Source organism: Paenibacillus sp. JCM 10914 (assembly GCF_001315105.1).
GTDB lineage: Bacteria > Bacillota > Bacilli > Paenibacillales > Paenibacillaceae > Paenibacillus_AQ.
Window position 1 is genome coordinate 23,565 of the sequence record NZ_BAZR01000021.1, and the last position, 16,126, is coordinate 39,690.

Consider the following 16,126-nt stretch of genomic DNA (forward strand, 5'->3'; position numbering starts at 1 on the left):
CAGGCGGTTTTTTATCCGTTAGAGAGATGGCAGATGGATGGTGAACGTTGTTCCTTGTTCGGGTATGCTGAAGACGTCAAGTGTACCGCCATGGTTATGTATAATGTTCTTCGTGATCATCAAGCCTAGACCAGTCCCGCTATCTTTGGTAGTATAGAACGGCTCTCCCAATGATTTCATCTGTTCCGGAGTCATGCCAACCCCTTGGTCTTTGACGATAATCTGTACATCTTGGCCTATCTGCTGAATATCAATGGTGATGATACCACCGTGCGTCATGGCTTCCAGCGCATTTTTCAACAGATTTATGAATACTTGCTTGAGCTGATTCACTTCGCCTCGGATAGTCACAGGGGTGATCGGATAGTGTGGGATGATCTCAATATCTTTCAGGGCCGCTTGTACCTTCATCAAGGTAATAATCTGCTCCAGCATGGCGAATACATCAATCGGTCCACTTATATGGGCAGTTTGAGGCTTGGATAGCACGAGAAGTTCGTTTACGATCAGCTCGATTCGCTTCAGCTCCGATTCAATAATATCGAAATAGAGCGGACTGCTGCGCTCCCCGGAGCGCAACAATTTGAGAAAACCATTAATGGAGGTCAGCGGATTGCGAATCTCGTGCGCAATGCCGGCCGCTAGCTGCCCTGCCGTCGTAAGTCGCTCGGATTGCATGATCCGGTCTTCTTCAATACGTTGTTCCGTTATGTCTTTGAAGACACCAATGACCGCTTTCTCTCCTTCATGAGTAATGATGAAGCTGAAGCCGTGCACTACTTTCTGTTGGCCGTCCAGGCAACGAATGACGTAGGTAATCTCACCTAGCGTAGAAACTTCAGCGTATCGCTGTCGCCGATCAAAAAGATCTTGGTGAGAGGAAGCATCGACAATCGTGTTCGTGGACATTCCCAACACATCGCTGAGCTGCCCGGCCTTGACTAATCGCAACCCTGCGGGGTTTGTATATTGCACAATGCCTTTCCTAGTGATAAGTACGGCCAAGGGCAGTTGATCTAGTAATTGTTGGTAGGAGTCGTTTAATTCCATGAGTGTGTTGTTTTGCTGCTCTAACTTATGCCGCATCAGATCAAGTGGTGTTTGATCTGTGAATTGAATCAGATAACTGGAAGACATGGCATGTTCGTGTTGTATCGCTTGCATGTGAACGGCTAATTTTAAGGGTGAAAGGGACTTGCGCGAACAGGTGGTCTCGAAGGATTGCAACTCATGCTGATCGGACTCAGTAAGGTTACGAATTCGATGCGATATTTGATCCCATAGATCATGGATGCTCTGATCGTTCACGTCTCCTGAAATGAGAGCCGCTTGCGAATAACCAAGGAGTTTACATAATGCAGCATTGACTTTAAGTATCGTCCCTTCATAGGATACAATCGCCATTCCATTCATAGCATGTTCAAAAACAAAACCAGGATTTGAATTGGACAGCACTCAAGCCTCTCCCTTCACATATCGTTAAGGATGCAATTTACCCATATTATATGCTCGGGATTCTATTTCATCAATTGGAAGAATGAATACGATTTCACCTGCAACAAGATATCATCTCAGATAGGGTTGTCGAACTCGTAAAGCAGTACATGGATTCGATATCCAGTTTCAGTCGGATCTTGATGGAAGTGGGTTAAAATTTATGCATCATGTTTGTTAATTTTAACTTTAGTTCCTCGGAGATGGGAGTCATGGGAAGTCGAAGCGTGTCTGTAGCGATCATTCCACCGTGTTTTAACAACCATTTCATAGGGGCTGGATTCGATTCTTGAGTTAGCAATTCAAGGAAAGGACGAATGGAACTGAATTGCTGCTCGGCTTGTGGGTAATGACCAAGCTTGATGAATTGATATACACGGGAAAATGCGTCGGTATTCCAATTCGCGGTGGCAAGTATACCTCCAGCAGCTCCTCGAACGAGCATATCGTGAAAATGTAGATCATGGCCACATAGAATCGGCTTCGTATCATAAACTGCAAGTTGTTCCATAAGCTGCATGGTGAGTGTGCTATCCTTCATACCAATGATCCCTGGAATATCTAATACCCTGCGTATCGTATCAACGGATAATGCGATTCCAGTACGTAGCGGGACCTCGTAGAGGATGACGGGAATTCCGACAGCTGCAATTCGCCGAAAATGCTCGATAATACCGCTATCAGACGGTCTGCTATAATAGGGTGTAACCACCAGAACCGCATCGGCTCCTAAGGCTGCCGCGGCTTCGGTACGCTGCACGCTGGACATGGTGTCATTCGTACCTGTACCGACGACGATGGGGAGGCTTGCTTTACACTCATCCATGACTTTTCGCGCGGCCAAGACCATCTGGGCGACTTCATCCACGTCACCGTTGGGGATTCCCCTGTCGTACCGTTAATAACCAGCCCCTGGATGTCACGGGAGACAATGTTCCTTATATAGGTGCGGTAGGATGCCAAATCTAATAACCCCTCATCTGTAAAAGGTGAAACCACGGGCACATAAATCCCTTGTAAATCATGTTCATTTAACATGTTGTTTCCTCCGATCTGATGAATTTGGTTATAATTTATCACAAATCACGAATCGATATTATCTATAGTATTCGATCTCTAATATCAATAATATTGATGAGAGGTGCTGATCAGTATGGAGCTTACTTATCTACAGACATTTCGAGAAGTGGCTCTCCGGCAGAGCTTCACGAGGGCAGCGGAAGAATTGGATTATGCGCAATCGAGTGTAACTACTCAAATCCAGAAGCTTGAGAAGGAATACGGCGTGAAGTTGTTCGAGCGATACGGCAGAGGGTTGCGCCTAACGATGGCTGGAGAAGAGCTATTACAATACGCCAATCAGATATTGGATTTATATCAGCAGTCGAAGGAATCGCTGGCCAAACAAGGTGGAGGTACACTAAGCATAGGTACCATCGATTCTCTGGCTGCCTATTATTTGCCACCCATTATTCATGAGTTGAAGAGGAAGTACGGCAATCTCTCCATACGCCTGCAACCAGATCGCGAAGATCATATAATGGAGAAAATCAGTCGAGGGAACTATCATATTGGGCTTATGTTAGGTCAACATCATATAGACTCATCCTTGCGCTGGATTACGATTCGTAACGAGCCGCTGCTCCTGATCGGGAATCCCCAGCACCCTTTATTGCGATATTCCAGCATAGAACTTGAACATTTACGCGAGGCAGAGTGGATTCTACCTGAGGACGGCTGTAATTACCGTATCATGTTGGAAAAGCTGCTTCGTGCTCATCATATTCCCGTTCGAATAGGTATAGAATTAGGCAATCCCGAATCAATTAAACGATACGTGATGTCGGGCACAGGAATCGCCTTGCTCCCGCAGATGGTCGTTGATCAAGAGATTAAGCGTGGAGAACTATCCGTGCTGCCTTTTACGCACTCTGAAATTCAATTAGACATTATGATGGTTATTCATCCTAAGAAGTGGGTCTCTCATGCACAGCAAGAATTGATGGACAGGATGATGGCCGAGCCGGAATGAAGCCGATTGCGATATTGCATTTCATAGAGAGATTCAGTATGATTTAGCTAACAATGTATAGATTTATGTGTGACTGGCGCTGCATGGGTAACCATGAGGGAGCACGTAGATGACAACGGCCGTACGCCTGGGCAGAGGTAAGGGAAGTTTATTTCCCTTACCTCTTTATTATTTTCGTGAACAAGACATGACAATGAAGGGGACATGCACAATGTTGAACACGACCAAATTAATGCTGCTTGGATCGGGAGAACTTGGGAAAGAAGTCATCATTGAGGCTCAGCGGTTGGGGGTGGAGACGGTAGCCGTGGATCGTTACGCGGATGCGCCTGCCATGCACGTGGCGGACCGTCATTACGTGATCGATATGCTGGAGGGAGCGAAACTGCGCGAGATTATTGAACAGGAGCAGCCGGATCTCATCGTACCGGAAATCGAAGCGCTTGCGACCTCAGAACTGGTGAAGCTGGAAGAAGAGGGGTTTCGCGTGATTCCGACGGCAAGAGCGGCTAAGCTGACCATGGATCGCGAAGGGATACGGAGACTTGCTTCCGAGACACTTGGACTGCCTACAGCGGGCTATCGGTTTGCGAATACGTACGAGGAATTCGTGGCTGCGGTGCAGGACATGGGATATCCATGCGTAATCAAGCCTTTGATGAGCTCTTCAGGTAAAGGTCAGAGCGTTTGCCGCTCGGAGAGCGAGATTGAAACATGCTGGAATATCGCTATGGAAGGTGGGCGCGTTCAAAATGGCCGAGTGATTATTGAGGAGTTCATCACATTTCAGTCCGAGATTACCTTGCTAACAGTACGCTCTGTAGACGGCACCAGTTACTGCGCACCCATCGGTCATATTCAGGAGAGTGGGGACTATGTCGAGTCCTGGCAACCGCATCCGATGTCAGAGCAACAAATCGAAGAGGCAAAGTTCATTGCGAAGACGGTTACCGACGAGCTTGGCGGTTACGGATTGTTCGGCGTTGAGCTATTCCTGACGGAAGATAAAGTATACTTTAGCGAAGTATCCCCACGGCCGCATGATACTGGATTGGTAACGCTGGTTACACAAAATCTGTCCGAATTCGCTCTCCACGTACGCGCGATTTTGGGATATCCAATCCCGGAGATTGAGCTTATCGCACCGGGGGCAAGTCGACCTCTGAAAGCGCCGGGAGAACTTGAGAATTACAAGATATCAGGCGCTGCGCAGGCACTAGCGGTTTCGAACACACAGCTTCGAATCTTCGGTAAGCCTGTAACCAAGATCGGGCGGCGGGTTGCCGTAGCTCTATCCACTGCAGGTGATGTGGAAGAAGCTCGTTCACGTGCCAAGCAAGCACTCGATATGCTGCAGGTAGAAGAGGTTTGAGATGAAAATGGTGTTCCACATTGCTGTCTGAACATTTTTGAACCATTCTGGGCTCTTTCATGATAAGATACACTGGAATCATACTTATATAGAGATATAAGCGATCATCATGGCATAGGAGAATCTACATGAAAGACATGACACAAGGCAGCCCGATTAAGTTGATCGTGATGTTCACCATCCCGTTATTAATCGGCAACATGTTTCAGCAATTTTACAATATGGCGGATACGTTGATCGTAGGGCGTACCATCGGTGTCGACGCCCTTGCAGCAGTAGGCTCGACAGGAAGTATTCTGTTCTTTGTTATCGGGTTTGCGCAAGGCTTGACGGCAGGCTTATCGATTATAACGGCACAACGCTACGGGGCCAAGGATATAGCCGGCGTACGTAAAAGCGTGGGTACGAGTATATGGATCAGTCTTGTATTCAGCATCTTCCTGACCATCGTCAGTGTGATATTTACGCGACCGGTGCTGGTTATGATGAATACGCCCGCAGAAATCATCGACGACGCTTATTCTTACCTGATCGTAATTAACTGGGGTGTCGGGGCAGCGGTACTGTTTAACCTGCTTGCGAATCTGTTGCGGGCATTGGGAGACAGCAGGACTCCGTTATTCTTTCTGATGCTGGCGAGCATCCTTAACATTATTCTAGACCTGTTATTTATTCTGGTGTTCAAAATGGGACTGGGTGGCGTTGGGTTGGCAACGGTTGTGTCTCAACTGTTCTCCTGCCTGCTCTGCATGATCTACATCCATAAGAAGGTACCACTCCTTCAACTAAAGAACGCCGATTGGTCCATCGATTGGAAATTCATCGGCAAGCATATGTGGGTAGGCTTTCCAATGGGATTCCAGGCATCGATAATCGCTATCGGAGCTATTATTCTGCAGATTACCCTTAATGGACTCGGCGCAACGGCGGTTGCTGCATACACCGCAGCACAGAAGATCGATATGCTGGCGACGATGCCGATGAGTTCGTTCGGAATCACGATGGCCACTTTTGCGGCTCAGAACTATGGAGCGAATCAGATCGAACGCATCCGGCTCGGAGTTAGACAATGCATCTGGCTTTCCGGCTCATTCAGTATCGTGGTGGGACTGTTAGTGATTCTGGCCGGCCCGGCTGCCGTTACGTTATTCGTTGGTCAAGGTCATGAGGACATTTTGAACTATAGTCGTCTCTATTTTATCTCAAACGGCAGTACGTATTTGCTGTTATCCTTGCTGTTCATTTACCGTTTCACGCTACAAGGACTTGGACAGAGCTTCATTCCAACCGTTGCGGGGATCATGGAACTCATTATGAGGGTTCTGGCTGCTATCTTCCTGACGGCACAGATTGGCTTTCTTGGAGCAAGTCTGGCGAACCCCTTGGCCTGGGTCGGTGCGGTCATCCCGCTCGGAATTGCGTATTACATGAGCATGCGGAAGCTGACGGCCATGCCAAAGCCTGCACCAACAGCGGCCGAAGCGTAGCATTAGCGAGCATAACATAAAATCATAAACATGAATCGAAGAACGAATCCGTATCTTGTCATAACAGAAACTTATCTGTATGACCAAGGGACGTGATCCGTTCTTTTTTTATGCAGTAAAAAACGTAAAAGTAAGACATTCCTTATTCGAATGAAACAGAGTAAGATCAGATTAAATCCAGTTCGCCCATAATAAGGGAATTGCAGGAGGGGTTACATTGTATAAAGTGCTGTTGGTTGATGACGAAGCCGATGTTCGAGAAGGCCTCGTGCAGGAGATTGATTGGGAATCGTGTGGATTTGCAGTGATAGGTACAGCAGAGAATGGAAGGGAAGCTTCCGACCTTGCCGAACGATTGGAACCGGATGTGGTTATTACGGATATCAGTATGCCATTTCTTGATGGGCTTCAACTGGCTGCCTGGATCAGAGAGCATCAGCCACTTTGCAAGATTGTCATTTTGACCGGATATGATGAATTTGATTATGCCCGACAGGCGATAACGCTTAGTGTGGATGAATATCTGCTCAAGCCGTTCTCGGCAGACAGCTTCACAGATCTTCTGCGAAGAATCAAAGACCGAATGGATACGGAACTTGTGGAACGAGAGGATATTCGTCATTTGAAGGAGCATTATCGTACAAGTCTGCCCTTGTTGCGCGAATCATTTCTAGCTTCGCTGCTAACCAGAAAACTTCCCCGCACCATCATCGAAGAGAAGATGCGGAAGTACGGACTAACGCTAGGAGGGGGTTGCTATTTGACGGCGGTGATAGCCGTTTATCCTTCAGCTCTCCTCGATGAAGAGGCTTCCGGAAGCTCGCTTCGCGATTCAGGGGATCTAGATTTGATGCTGCATGCCATTTTGAATATTGCGAAGGATTCGCTTGGTTCCTTATCGCTTGGAAGCGCATTCATATACCAGGATAACATCGTGCTCTTGTTTATGAATCAGGATGGTGCTGCTGCCGCATGGCTAGAACACGTTCAGGTTACATTGAACCGATTATTAAAAAACATTCACCATTACTTGAAATTGTTCGTCACCATAGGGGTTGGCTCCAGAGTCAGGGACTTGTCCGAATTGAAATTATCGTACCAGGATGCATTGCTGGCACTGGATTATCGTCTGGTGCTTGGAGCTGAGAAGGTGATTTATATTGATGATGTTGAACAGCCCAGGCAGGAGGGCATCCGGTTGGATGAACTTAAGGAACAGACGCTGATTCGCAGCCTGAAGCTCGGAACAGAGGAGGAATTAACGAATTCGATATCACGCATTTTTGATGAACTGATTGGTATTTCATGCACAATACATGAGGTTCAGATCTATTTGCTTGAAGTCGTCACAACTGTGCTGAGAACAGCAAAAGAATCGGGAATTGAATTGGAGGATTTATTCGGTCCAGGATTTCAATTGCATGCGGAGATTTTTAAATTCTCGGGGATTCCAGAGGCGAAGGCAGGGCTGCTTGATATCGGGTTAATGATCCGTAGACAGATCGTGAGTACGCGTCAGCACACATACAAGGATATCGTGCAAAGGCCATTTCCTATACGAGGGAGAACTATGGTCAACCAGAGCTAACGCTTCAGAAGCTGTGTGCACATTTACATATTAGCGCGGGCTACTTCAGCGGTGTATTCAAACGAGAGACTAAGATGACCTACGGGCAATATGTGATGCAGATACGGATGGAGATGGCCAAAGAGCTGCTTCGTTCATCTGATCTGAAGGCCTTCGAAATCGCTGAACGCGTCGGTTATGCCGATCCTAATTACTTCAGCTTCTGCTTTAAGAAACAAGCCGGGATATCCCCGAAGGAATATCGGGCACAGATGAGGGGGTAAGCGAGGATGAAGACCACCTATACGAGGTTCCTAAGTGTCCCCAAAATGTCCCAACGTTTCGTAAGAAGATTTCGTGCATACAGCATTCAATCGATCATTATGTGGTCCTTCTCGGCGTTTATCTTGTTGATTGTTGTGGTTGTAGCCGTGCTTCTCTTCAACAAGTTCTCTCGCTCAGCGGAGCAGAGCGTATATCTGAATGCGCAACAGATCGTGGATCAGGTTAGTTATAACCTGGAGGATTATGTGGATGGTATGGCACAGCTTTATCGGGCGATTGAAGAAAATATGCTGGCAGACGGGCAGTGGGATGACGAAGAAGTTACCAAACAGCTGGATACGATTATGAGAAGTCGGGACGACATTGTATCGATTGCTCTCTTCAATGAAGAAGGAGATATGCTGCGAAATCACCCTGAGCTCCCCTTGAAAGCAAGTGCCAGAATTACCGAACAGAGCTGGTTTCATTCTGCGATGAGGGTGTCAAACCATCTTAGTTTTTCTTTGCCCCATGTTCAGAACCTGTACGATAACACCTTTAAATGGGTCGTGACGATGAGCAAAGGCATTACGGTAATTCATAACGGTGAGCCGATGTACGTCATCTTGTTGGTTGATATCAATTTCAAGAAGATCGATGAGTTGAGCAGCCGCATCAGCCTTGGTAAAAAGGGCTATGCCTATATTATCGACGAAGGCGCAGGTAATATCGTATACCATCCACAGCAGCAGTTGCTGTACATGGGACTCCGCAATGAGAGTGTCGAGAAAGCCTTAACTTCCTCCAACAGCTACATCGACGAGTCGGCGGGAGTCAAGCGATTGAATACGGTCAAATCCGTTGTGAATATCGGTTGGAAGATTGTTGGTGTATCCTACCTGGATGAGATGATGACAACGCGGGAAGAAGTCAACCGCTATTTGATTCAGGTGGTTGTCATCGTACTTGTGCTTGCGATTGTGATTTCGATGATCCTGTCCACCATGTTGACCCGGCCTATACGTCGTATGGGGAGGACAATGAAAGCGGTGGAACGGGGGGATTTCAACGTCGAACTTCCGCTTGAAGGACCGCTTGAAGTGATTCAACTGTCGAGTCGCTTTAATCTGATGGTTCATAAGATTCGCCAGCTTATGCTGCAAATTGTGAAGGAGCAGGAGTCCAAACGAAAGTACGAATTCGAAGCGCTCCAAGCACAGATTAACCCGCATTTTCTCTATAATACGCTTAATTCCGTGGTGCGAATGGTAGGTCAGAGCAAGAAGGAGGATGTCATCACGATGATCACGTCCCTTTCCAAGTTGTTCCGCTTGAGTCTAAGTAAAGGGAAAACGACGATCAGCGTAGAGGAAGAACTGGAACACGCACGGCATTATTTAACGATCCAGCAGATGCGCTTCAAACAGAGGTTTGATTTTCAGATTGATGCGGATGACGCTTCCCGGGCATGTTACACCCTTAAGCTCGTCTTGCAGCCGCTAATCGAGAATGCCATCGTGCATGGTATTGAGTATCTGGTAGATCAGGGACATATCACGATCAGAGCAGCAGTTATGGATGATGTATTGGAATTGACGGTTACGGATAATGGGGTTGGCATGACAGCGGAGCAGGTCGAGTCCATCCTGGATCAAGAGCCTAAGCGTCCACCGGAGAGGTTCATCAATACGGCGGGTTCCGGTGTAGCTGTTCGAAATGTACATGATCGAATCCAGATCTATTACGGGATGTCCTACGGGTTGGAATTTGAAAGCGAGCTCGAAGAGGGGACCACCGTTCGAGTCCGCATACCTGTCATTCACGATCACGAGAAGGGAGGAGACGAATGATGATGCGATGCACAGAACGAATCATTCACAGCCATCTCAAGTCAATCGGTACAGCCGGATATGCAGTACTTCTAGGCATCGCTATGTTAGCGATTCTTCTCTCTGCTTGTCGTGCGGATTCTGCCGAAGATGTGACGCGTACATTGCCGCATATGACACTGGTTGCGCCTGTGCACGCCGAAGAACAAGGTGATGCGATTCGATTAGGCGCTGAAGCCGCTGCGAAAGAATACGGTTATCAACTGGATTATATCTCTTTAGAATCGAGCGACGATGCGGCTGAACAGTTGGCGGCGGCTATGGTTGCACTGGACAAGGGCACAGCAGCCATTCTGATCGATCCAGCCTCAGAGGAAGTATTGCAAGAGCTTAGTCAGCATGCTCAGCAATTGGATACGCCGGTCATCGTATTGAATGATGAGCGGATGCTCCCGGGTGTTATGGCTGCCATAGCCATCAATAACAATGATGCCGGGCGTAAAGCTGGCCAACAGCTGGCTGAGCTGCTTGATCAAGACGGTGTTGTTGCTATACTGCGTTCCGATCGAGCGGATCCGGATTTAATCGCTCGGGAACAAGGCGCTAAGAGTGTACTAGGCGAGATGAGCGGTATTACGTTGGTGGATGGAGCAGCTTGCGGTAAACGGGAGGACGCGTGTTGGCAAGCTGCGAAGCAACTGCTCGACCAGGGCGGGATCGATGGTCTGTTGGCGCTGGATATCCAGGCATCATTAGGAGCGGCTCAAGAGGTTGTGAGACGCAAAGAACAAGGGGAGACCAAGATCGTGACCTTTGGCAGCGATCTGAAGCAGTTGCAGATGCTTCAAGACGGCATCATCCATACTTTGGTCGTTCAGAACGGGTTCAGCACGGGCTATCTCGGAATAGAGCAGGCGGTGAAGGTGCTTGATGGATGGAGGTACGATAAGCCCGTCGTATTGGAGACTAAGGTTATCGATGCGGATAACATGTTCTGGATGGACAATCAGAAGGTGCTCTTCCCGTTTGTGAAATGAAAATGATGAGGATTTTGCTATAAAGGATGAGAATTTTGAATTCGAAACGTTCCATCATTACGTCATAATGGCGGTAGACAGTGAATGACGGAGAGTGATGTACCGTTCATATCATTGATTATCGAGGAATCAGGGAGGTCAACCCAAGTGAAAAAGAAATGGTTGTTTGTTCTTATGACAGGCATCCTGCTGACTACGGCGGCTTGTAATAACGGTGGCAGCAGTGCAACTGGAAGCGGGGATAAGGGAAACGGAGCGGCGAATGGGGATACGCCTCAAATTGGAGTAGCTATCTATAAATTTGACGATACGTTCATGACGGGTGTACGAAACGCAATGACCGATGCATCGAACGGCGTAGCCCAAGCTTGATATTGTGGATAGTCAGAATGCGCAGCCGACCCAGAATGAGAAGATCGATCTGTTCATCTCGAAGAAGTACAACTCCATGATCATCAACCCGGTGGATCGAACAGCTGCCGGAGTACTCATTGACAAAGCGAAAGCAGCGAACACGCCGGTTGTCTTCTTGAATCGGGAGCCGATAGCGGAGGATATGAACAAGTGGGATAAAGTCTATTATGTCGGGGCAAAGGCAGAGGAATCCGGCACGATTTCCGGTCAGCTTATTGTTGACTATTGGAAAGCAAATCCTTCTGCAGACAAGAATGGAGATGGCAAGCTGCAATATGTGCTTCTGCAAGGTGAACCGGGACATCAGGATGCGGAACTGCGCACGAAATTCTCGGTGCAGGCGATTCAAGACGCCGGCATTGAAGTCGAAGCGCTTGCGGTAGATACAGCGATGTGGGATCGAGTGAAGGGCCAAGAGAAGATGCAGGCATTCCTTGCATCCCATGGCGACAAGATTGAAGCTGTGCTGGCTAATAATGATGACATGGCTCTTGGCGCGATTGAAGCTTTGAAGGCAGCCGGTTATTTCACAGGCGATAAATTCATACCAGTGGTTGGGGTGGACGCCACAGCGCCAGCAATTCAAGCCCTGGAGGATGGCACGCTGCTTGGAACGGTTCTGAACGATGCCAAGAGTCAAGGGAAGGCTTCTGTAGCTATTGCCGCGGCACTATCCAAGGGAGAAACGCCGAATAAAGATAACACCGGGTTTGATATTACGGACGGAAAATATGTCTGGATCGCGTACAAAAAAATAACGAAGGACAATATCGCCGACGCAAAATAATAACGGAGTCTAATGAAGGGGCAGCGGCCGTTTGTACCGTTGCCCCTTTGTATATCGCATAAATCTAAATTTCGAATCCGGCAGCGAAGGGGGCATCAAAGATGGAGGAGCCTTACGTGCTGGAGATGCGCAATATATCCAAAGCATTTCCAGGCGTTCAAGCGTTAAACGACGTTACATTCAGACTACGACCAGGCACCGTTCATGCGTTGATGGGTGAGAATGGAGCCGGCAAATCAACATTGATGAAGTGTCTATTCGGAATCTATAAGCCAGATGAAGGCGAGATTGTGCTGAACGGCCAATCGGTTGTGATTCAGAACTCCAGAGATGCGTTGAATCACGGCATCTCGATGATTCATCAGGAGCTTTACCCGATTCCTTTCCGCAATGTGATGGAGAATATATGGCTCGGTCGCTTTCCCATGTTCGGGTTCTGGCCGCTCAAATTCGTGAGTGAAAGGCAGATGGAGGAAGATACCCTGCGTTTGTTCCGAGAATTAGACATCGATATCGATCCAAGGGCGACAGCAGGCTCGCTATCCGTCTCCAAGATTCAATCGCTTGAGATTGTGAAAGCCGTATCGTATCACGCCAAGGTAATTGTCATGGACGAACCGACGTCATCCTTGACCGGTCATGAAGTCGAGCACTTGTTCAGCATTGTTAATAGATTAAGGTCACAGGGTGTTTCGATTATCTATATCTCGCACAAGATGGAAGAGATCTTGAGAATATCGGACGATGTGACGATCATGCGGGACGGAAAGTATGTCGGGACGTGGTCGGCCGATGAATTAACGACCGATCTGATCATCACGCGCATGGTAGGAAGAGATCTGACGAATCGTTATCCGGAACGGACACATGTTCCAGGCGAGCCGCGAATGCAGGTCAATCAGTTAAGTTCTGTGGATCCCCATTCGTTTCAGGAAATTACTTTTGAATTGCGCAGAGGCGAGATTCTGGGGATCGGCGGATTGGTTGGCGCCCAGCGGACCGAACTGATCGAGGCGATGTTCGGGCTGAGAGCTATCTTTTCGGGTTCAATCCGGATAGACGGCAAGGAAGTCAAGATCAAATCTCCCTCCGATGCCAAGCGCAATCATATGGCTTTATTAACGGAAGAACGAAGGGCTACCGGGATATTCCCGGTGCTCTCCGTCTATGACAATACGGTCATTGCGAATCTGAAACGGTATGAGAACTGGGCTTTCCTGCTAAATGAACGCAATGGTATGGCAGATGCTAAGACAAACGTGGAGAAGCTCCGCACGAAAACGCCATCCGTTGCAACCCAGATCAGAAATTTATCAGGGGGCAACCAGCAAAAGGTGCTGCTCGCGAGATGGCTGCTGACTGAACCCGAGATTCTGCTTCTGGATGAACCGACTCGCGGGATCGACGTGGGTGCCAAGTATGAAATCTATTCCATTATTACGCAGTTAGCTTTACAGGGAAAGAGCATCATCATGATTTCCTCCGAGATGCCCGAGCTTATAGGAATGTCCGATCGGATCATGGTCATGAGCGAAGGACGTCTAACCGGAATTCTGCAAGGACACGAAGCAAGTGAAGAGGAGATCATGAGGCTTGCCGCACAGCAGCGGGTAGCTGACACAGGAGGGGAAATGAGATGAATCCGCAAGTCATCGTGAAAGTGAAAGACTATTTGGCCCAGCGAGCCATCTTTGTAGTGCTCATATTGCTCGTGATTGGCATTGCTGTAGCAGACCCTAACTTCCTGGCGTTCTCTACCTTAAGGGACATATTACAGCAATCATCTACGATTAATCATTGCGTTAGGTGCGGCCTTCATTCTTATTACCGGGGGGGTGGATTTATCCGCTGGACGTGTGGTTGGTCTGACCGCGGTCGTGTCGGCTTCCATGCTGCAGATTGATATCTATACGAATCGTTTCTTTCCCGATCTACCGCAAATATGGGTAGGTGTCCCAATTCTCATCGGGATCTTTGCCGGGCTTCTGGTCGGTCTGATTAACGGGTTTATTGTAGCCAAACTGCACGTACCGCCTTTTATTGCCACATTGGGTACCATGGTCGGTATTTACGGTGTGAATTCGATTTACTTCAACATGGAGCCGAATCAATCTCAGCCTATTGGCGGCTTGCGAGACGATTTCACAATATGGGGCAGTGGTTATATTGACTTCGGTGGCGGGTATTCACTTCCTTACATCGTTCTGATCGCGGTCGCTGTGGCGTTCATCTGTTGGGTGATATTTAATAAAACCCGGCTCGGCAAGAATATGTACGCGATTGGCGGCAACGTGCAGGCCGCACACGTATCGGGCATTAACGTGGCCCGCAATCTGATTGCGATTTATGCCATCTCGGGTGCACTGTATGGGATTGCAGGGGTGCTTGAGGCAGCCCGAACCGGTGGCGCGACCAATAACTATGGTAATATGTATGAGCTTGATGCGATTGCAGCTTGCGTCGTGGGCGGCGTGTCAACCGCAGGAGGGATTGGGACGGTTCCAGGCGTTATGGCTGGCGTGCTTATCTTCGGCGTCATCAATTACGGCTTAACCTTCATCGGCGTTAGTCCTTATTGGCAATTGATTATCAAAGGATTGATTATCGTTGCTGCGGTTGCCTTTGATATTCGAAAGTATATGGTGAAAAAATAACTGAACGTTTAGCCGCCGGAGTAGATCCTGCGGCTTGTCCTCGTTTAGATCAAGGATCTAACGGTTACATTAACAAAGAGTCAACTCTCCATTGTAATCGATGAATAGATTTATGATCTGAACAAGAGGAGGAGCAGTAATCATGTCTGATCAAGATCAATATACGAAACAAGACCCAACCACACAATACCCGCAAGCCGGTCCGGAATGGAAGCAGCAGCAACCAGAGCCTGGCATTCAGAAGGAAATGAAGCCGATCCCGGATTGCGGCGAGACGAGTTACCGGGGAACAGGACGATTATCCGGCCGTAAAGCCGTCGTAACGGGTGCAGATAGCGGCATTGGACGAGCGGCTGCGATTGCTTTTGCCCGCGAAGGTGCAGATGTGGTACTGTCTTATTTACCTGAGGAGGAAGTGGATGCTCAGGAAGTTGTGAAGCTGATTAAAGAAGCTGGTCGCACGGCGATCGCCATTCCAGGTGATCTGAAGGATGAAGCCTACTGCGAGAAACTGATCACCGCCGCCGTAGAGCAACTGGGCGGTATCGATATCCTGGCTAACGTGGCGGGTAAGCAGCAGTATGTGGAAGACATAGCGAATTTGACAACCGAGCAGTTCGATGCGACATTCCGAACGAATGTGTATTCCATGTTCTGGCTCAACAAGGCTGCCGTCAAGCATATGAAGCCGGGGGGTTCCATTATCAACACCTCCTCGATCCAGGCGTACAAGCCGTCCCCGATTTTGCTTGATTACGCAACAACGAAAGCAGCCATCAACACCTTTAGCAAAGCCTTAGCCCAACAAGTAGGCAGCAAAGGAATCCGGGTGAATGTCGTTGCACCAGGTCCTGTATGGACCCCGCTTCAAGTGGCGGGAGGACAACCCGAGGAAGCTCTAGCAACATTCGGTTCGCAGACGCCGCTGGGCAGATCGGGCCAGCCGGCCGAGATGGCATCGGCTTACGTGTATCTGGCAAGTCAGGAGTCAAGCTATGTCAGTGGAGAGACGCTGAATGCAAACGGAGGTTCACCAACGCCTTGACGGGAACCTCGTCTAGGAAGCCGTTCTTTCGTAAATGGTGGGTATCACGCCATTTCACGCAAGAACGGTTTTTTTACGTCTAAATCTGCTATTTGGCCCAGTCGCTCCCCAAAGCTCCCTCATTACTTCTACATAAGTTTCCGT

The 16,126-nt window shown here is 48.4% G+C and carries 11 protein-coding genes, 3 pseudogenes and 1 riboswitch; of the genes and pseudogenes, 11 read left to right on the forward strand and 3 right to left on the reverse strand.

Going from position 1 to position 16,126, the window contains the following annotated elements:
• Positions 1–18: 18 nt before the first annotated feature.
• From JCM10914_RS19715 to JCM10914_RS31960, 3 genes and pseudogenes are all read right to left on the reverse strand, one after another.
• Positions 19–1,455, reverse strand: coding sequence for a PAS domain-containing sensor histidine kinase (locus tag JCM10914_RS19715; protein ID WP_023963960.1), 1,437 nt, complete (start codon positions 1,453–1,455; stop codon positions 19–21).
• Between the two features lie 193 nt (positions 1,456–1,648).
• Positions 1,649–2,362 carry a dihydrodipicolinate synthase family protein gene (locus JCM10914_RS19720; RefSeq protein ID WP_370570267.1) on the reverse strand — a complete coding sequence of 238 codons (714 nt, stop codon included), beginning with the start codon at positions 2,360–2,362 and terminating at the stop codon, positions 1,649–1,651.
• A 56-nt stretch (positions 2,363–2,418) separates the two neighbouring features.
• Positions 2,419–2,532: pseudogene (locus JCM10914_RS31960) on the reverse strand (4-hydroxy-tetrahydrodipicolinate synthase); the annotation flags it as partial.
• A 115-nt stretch (positions 2,533–2,647) separates the two neighbouring features.
• On the opposite strand from JCM10914_RS31960, the gene JCM10914_RS19725 reads away from it, so the two are divergent.
• From JCM10914_RS19725 to JCM10914_RS19770, 11 genes and pseudogenes are all read left to right on the forward strand, one after another.
• Positions 2,648–3,526, forward strand: coding sequence for a LysR family transcriptional regulator (locus tag JCM10914_RS19725; RefSeq protein WP_023963964.1), 879 nt, complete (start codon positions 2,648–2,650; stop codon positions 3,524–3,526).
• Positions 3,527–3,585: 59 nt separating this feature from the next.
• Positions 3,586–3,666: riboswitch (ZMP/ZTP riboswitch) on the forward strand.
• Positions 3,667–3,719: 53 nt separating this feature from the next.
• Positions 3,720–4,898, forward strand: a complete 1,179-nt coding sequence (gene purT, locus JCM10914_RS19730) for a formate-dependent phosphoribosylglycinamide formyltransferase (RefSeq protein ID WP_081739851.1) — start codon at positions 3,720–3,722, stop codon at positions 4,896–4,898.
• A 128-nt stretch (positions 4,899–5,026) separates the two neighbouring features.
• Positions 5,027–6,385: an MATE family efflux transporter gene (locus JCM10914_RS19735; protein WP_023963966.1), complete on the forward strand. Its 1,359-nt coding sequence runs from the start codon at positions 5,027–5,029 to the stop codon at positions 6,383–6,385.
• A gap of 226 nt (positions 6,386–6,611) precedes the next feature.
• The gene (locus JCM10914_RS19740) at positions 6,612–7,973 is read left to right on the forward strand and encodes a response regulator (protein ID WP_231638716.1); all 1,362 of its coding nucleotides are present in this window, start codon (positions 6,612–6,614) and stop codon (positions 7,971–7,973) included.
• A 29-nt stretch (positions 7,974–8,002) separates the two neighbouring features.
• The gene (locus JCM10914_RS30715; RefSeq protein ID WP_231638717.1) at positions 8,003–8,236 is read left to right on the forward strand and encodes an AraC family transcriptional regulator; all 234 of its coding nucleotides are present in this window, start codon (positions 8,003–8,005) and stop codon (positions 8,234–8,236) included.
• Between the two features lie 6 nt (positions 8,237–8,242).
• Complete coding sequence (locus tag JCM10914_RS19745; RefSeq protein ID WP_023963969.1) at positions 8,243–10,066, forward strand: sensor histidine kinase; 1,824 nt, start codon at positions 8,243–8,245, stop codon at positions 10,064–10,066.
• Positions 10,063–11,082 (forward strand): substrate-binding domain-containing protein, encoded by a 1,020-nt coding sequence (locus tag JCM10914_RS19750; protein WP_148300236.1) that lies wholly within the window; start codon positions 10,063–10,065, stop codon positions 11,080–11,082. Before JCM10914_RS19745 ends, JCM10914_RS19750 begins: the two co-directional genes overlap by 4 nt.
• Before the next feature lie 174 nt (positions 11,083–11,256).
• Positions 11,257–12,283: pseudogene (locus tag JCM10914_RS19755) on the forward strand (galactose ABC transporter substrate-binding protein).
• Positions 12,284–12,384: 101 nt separating this feature from the next.
• Positions 12,385–13,923 (forward strand): sugar ABC transporter ATP-binding protein, encoded by a 1,539-nt coding sequence (locus JCM10914_RS19760; protein WP_023963974.1) that lies wholly within the window; start codon positions 12,385–12,387, stop codon positions 13,921–13,923.
• Positions 13,920–14,937: pseudogene (gene mglC / locus JCM10914_RS19765) on the forward strand (galactose/methyl galactoside ABC transporter permease MglC). The gene JCM10914_RS19760 and the pseudogene mglC overlap by 4 nt, the downstream one beginning before the upstream one ends.
• 142 nt (positions 14,938–15,079) lie before the next feature.
• Positions 15,080–15,982 (forward strand): SDR family oxidoreductase, encoded by a 903-nt coding sequence (locus JCM10914_RS19770; protein ID WP_023963977.1) that lies wholly within the window; start codon positions 15,080–15,082, stop codon positions 15,980–15,982.
• Positions 15,983–16,126: the final 144 nt, after the last annotated feature.

Coding starts and splice junctions, on each gene's coding strand:
- JCM10914_RS19725 (WP_023963964.1), top strand. CDS start 2,648: ATGGAGCTTACTTATCTACAGACATTTCGAGAAGTGGCTCTCCGGCAG.
- purT (WP_081739851.1), top strand. CDS start 3,720: ATGAAGGGGACATGCACAATGTTGAACACGACCAAATTAATGCTGCTT.
- JCM10914_RS19735 (WP_023963966.1), top strand. CDS start 5,027: ATGAAAGACATGACACAAGGCAGCCCGATTAAGTTGATCGTGATGTTC.
- JCM10914_RS19745 (WP_023963969.1), top strand. CDS start 8,243: ATGAAGACCACCTATACGAGGTTCCTAAGTGTCCCCAAAATGTCCCAA.
- JCM10914_RS19750 (WP_148300236.1), top strand. CDS start 10,063: ATGATGATGCGATGCACAGAACGAATCATTCACAGCCATCTCAAGTCA.
- JCM10914_RS19760 (WP_023963974.1), top strand. CDS start 12,385: ATGGAGGAGCCTTACGTGCTGGAGATGCGCAATATATCCAAAGCATTT.
- JCM10914_RS19770 (WP_023963977.1), top strand. CDS start 15,080: ATGTCTGATCAAGATCAATATACGAAACAAGACCCAACCACACAATAC.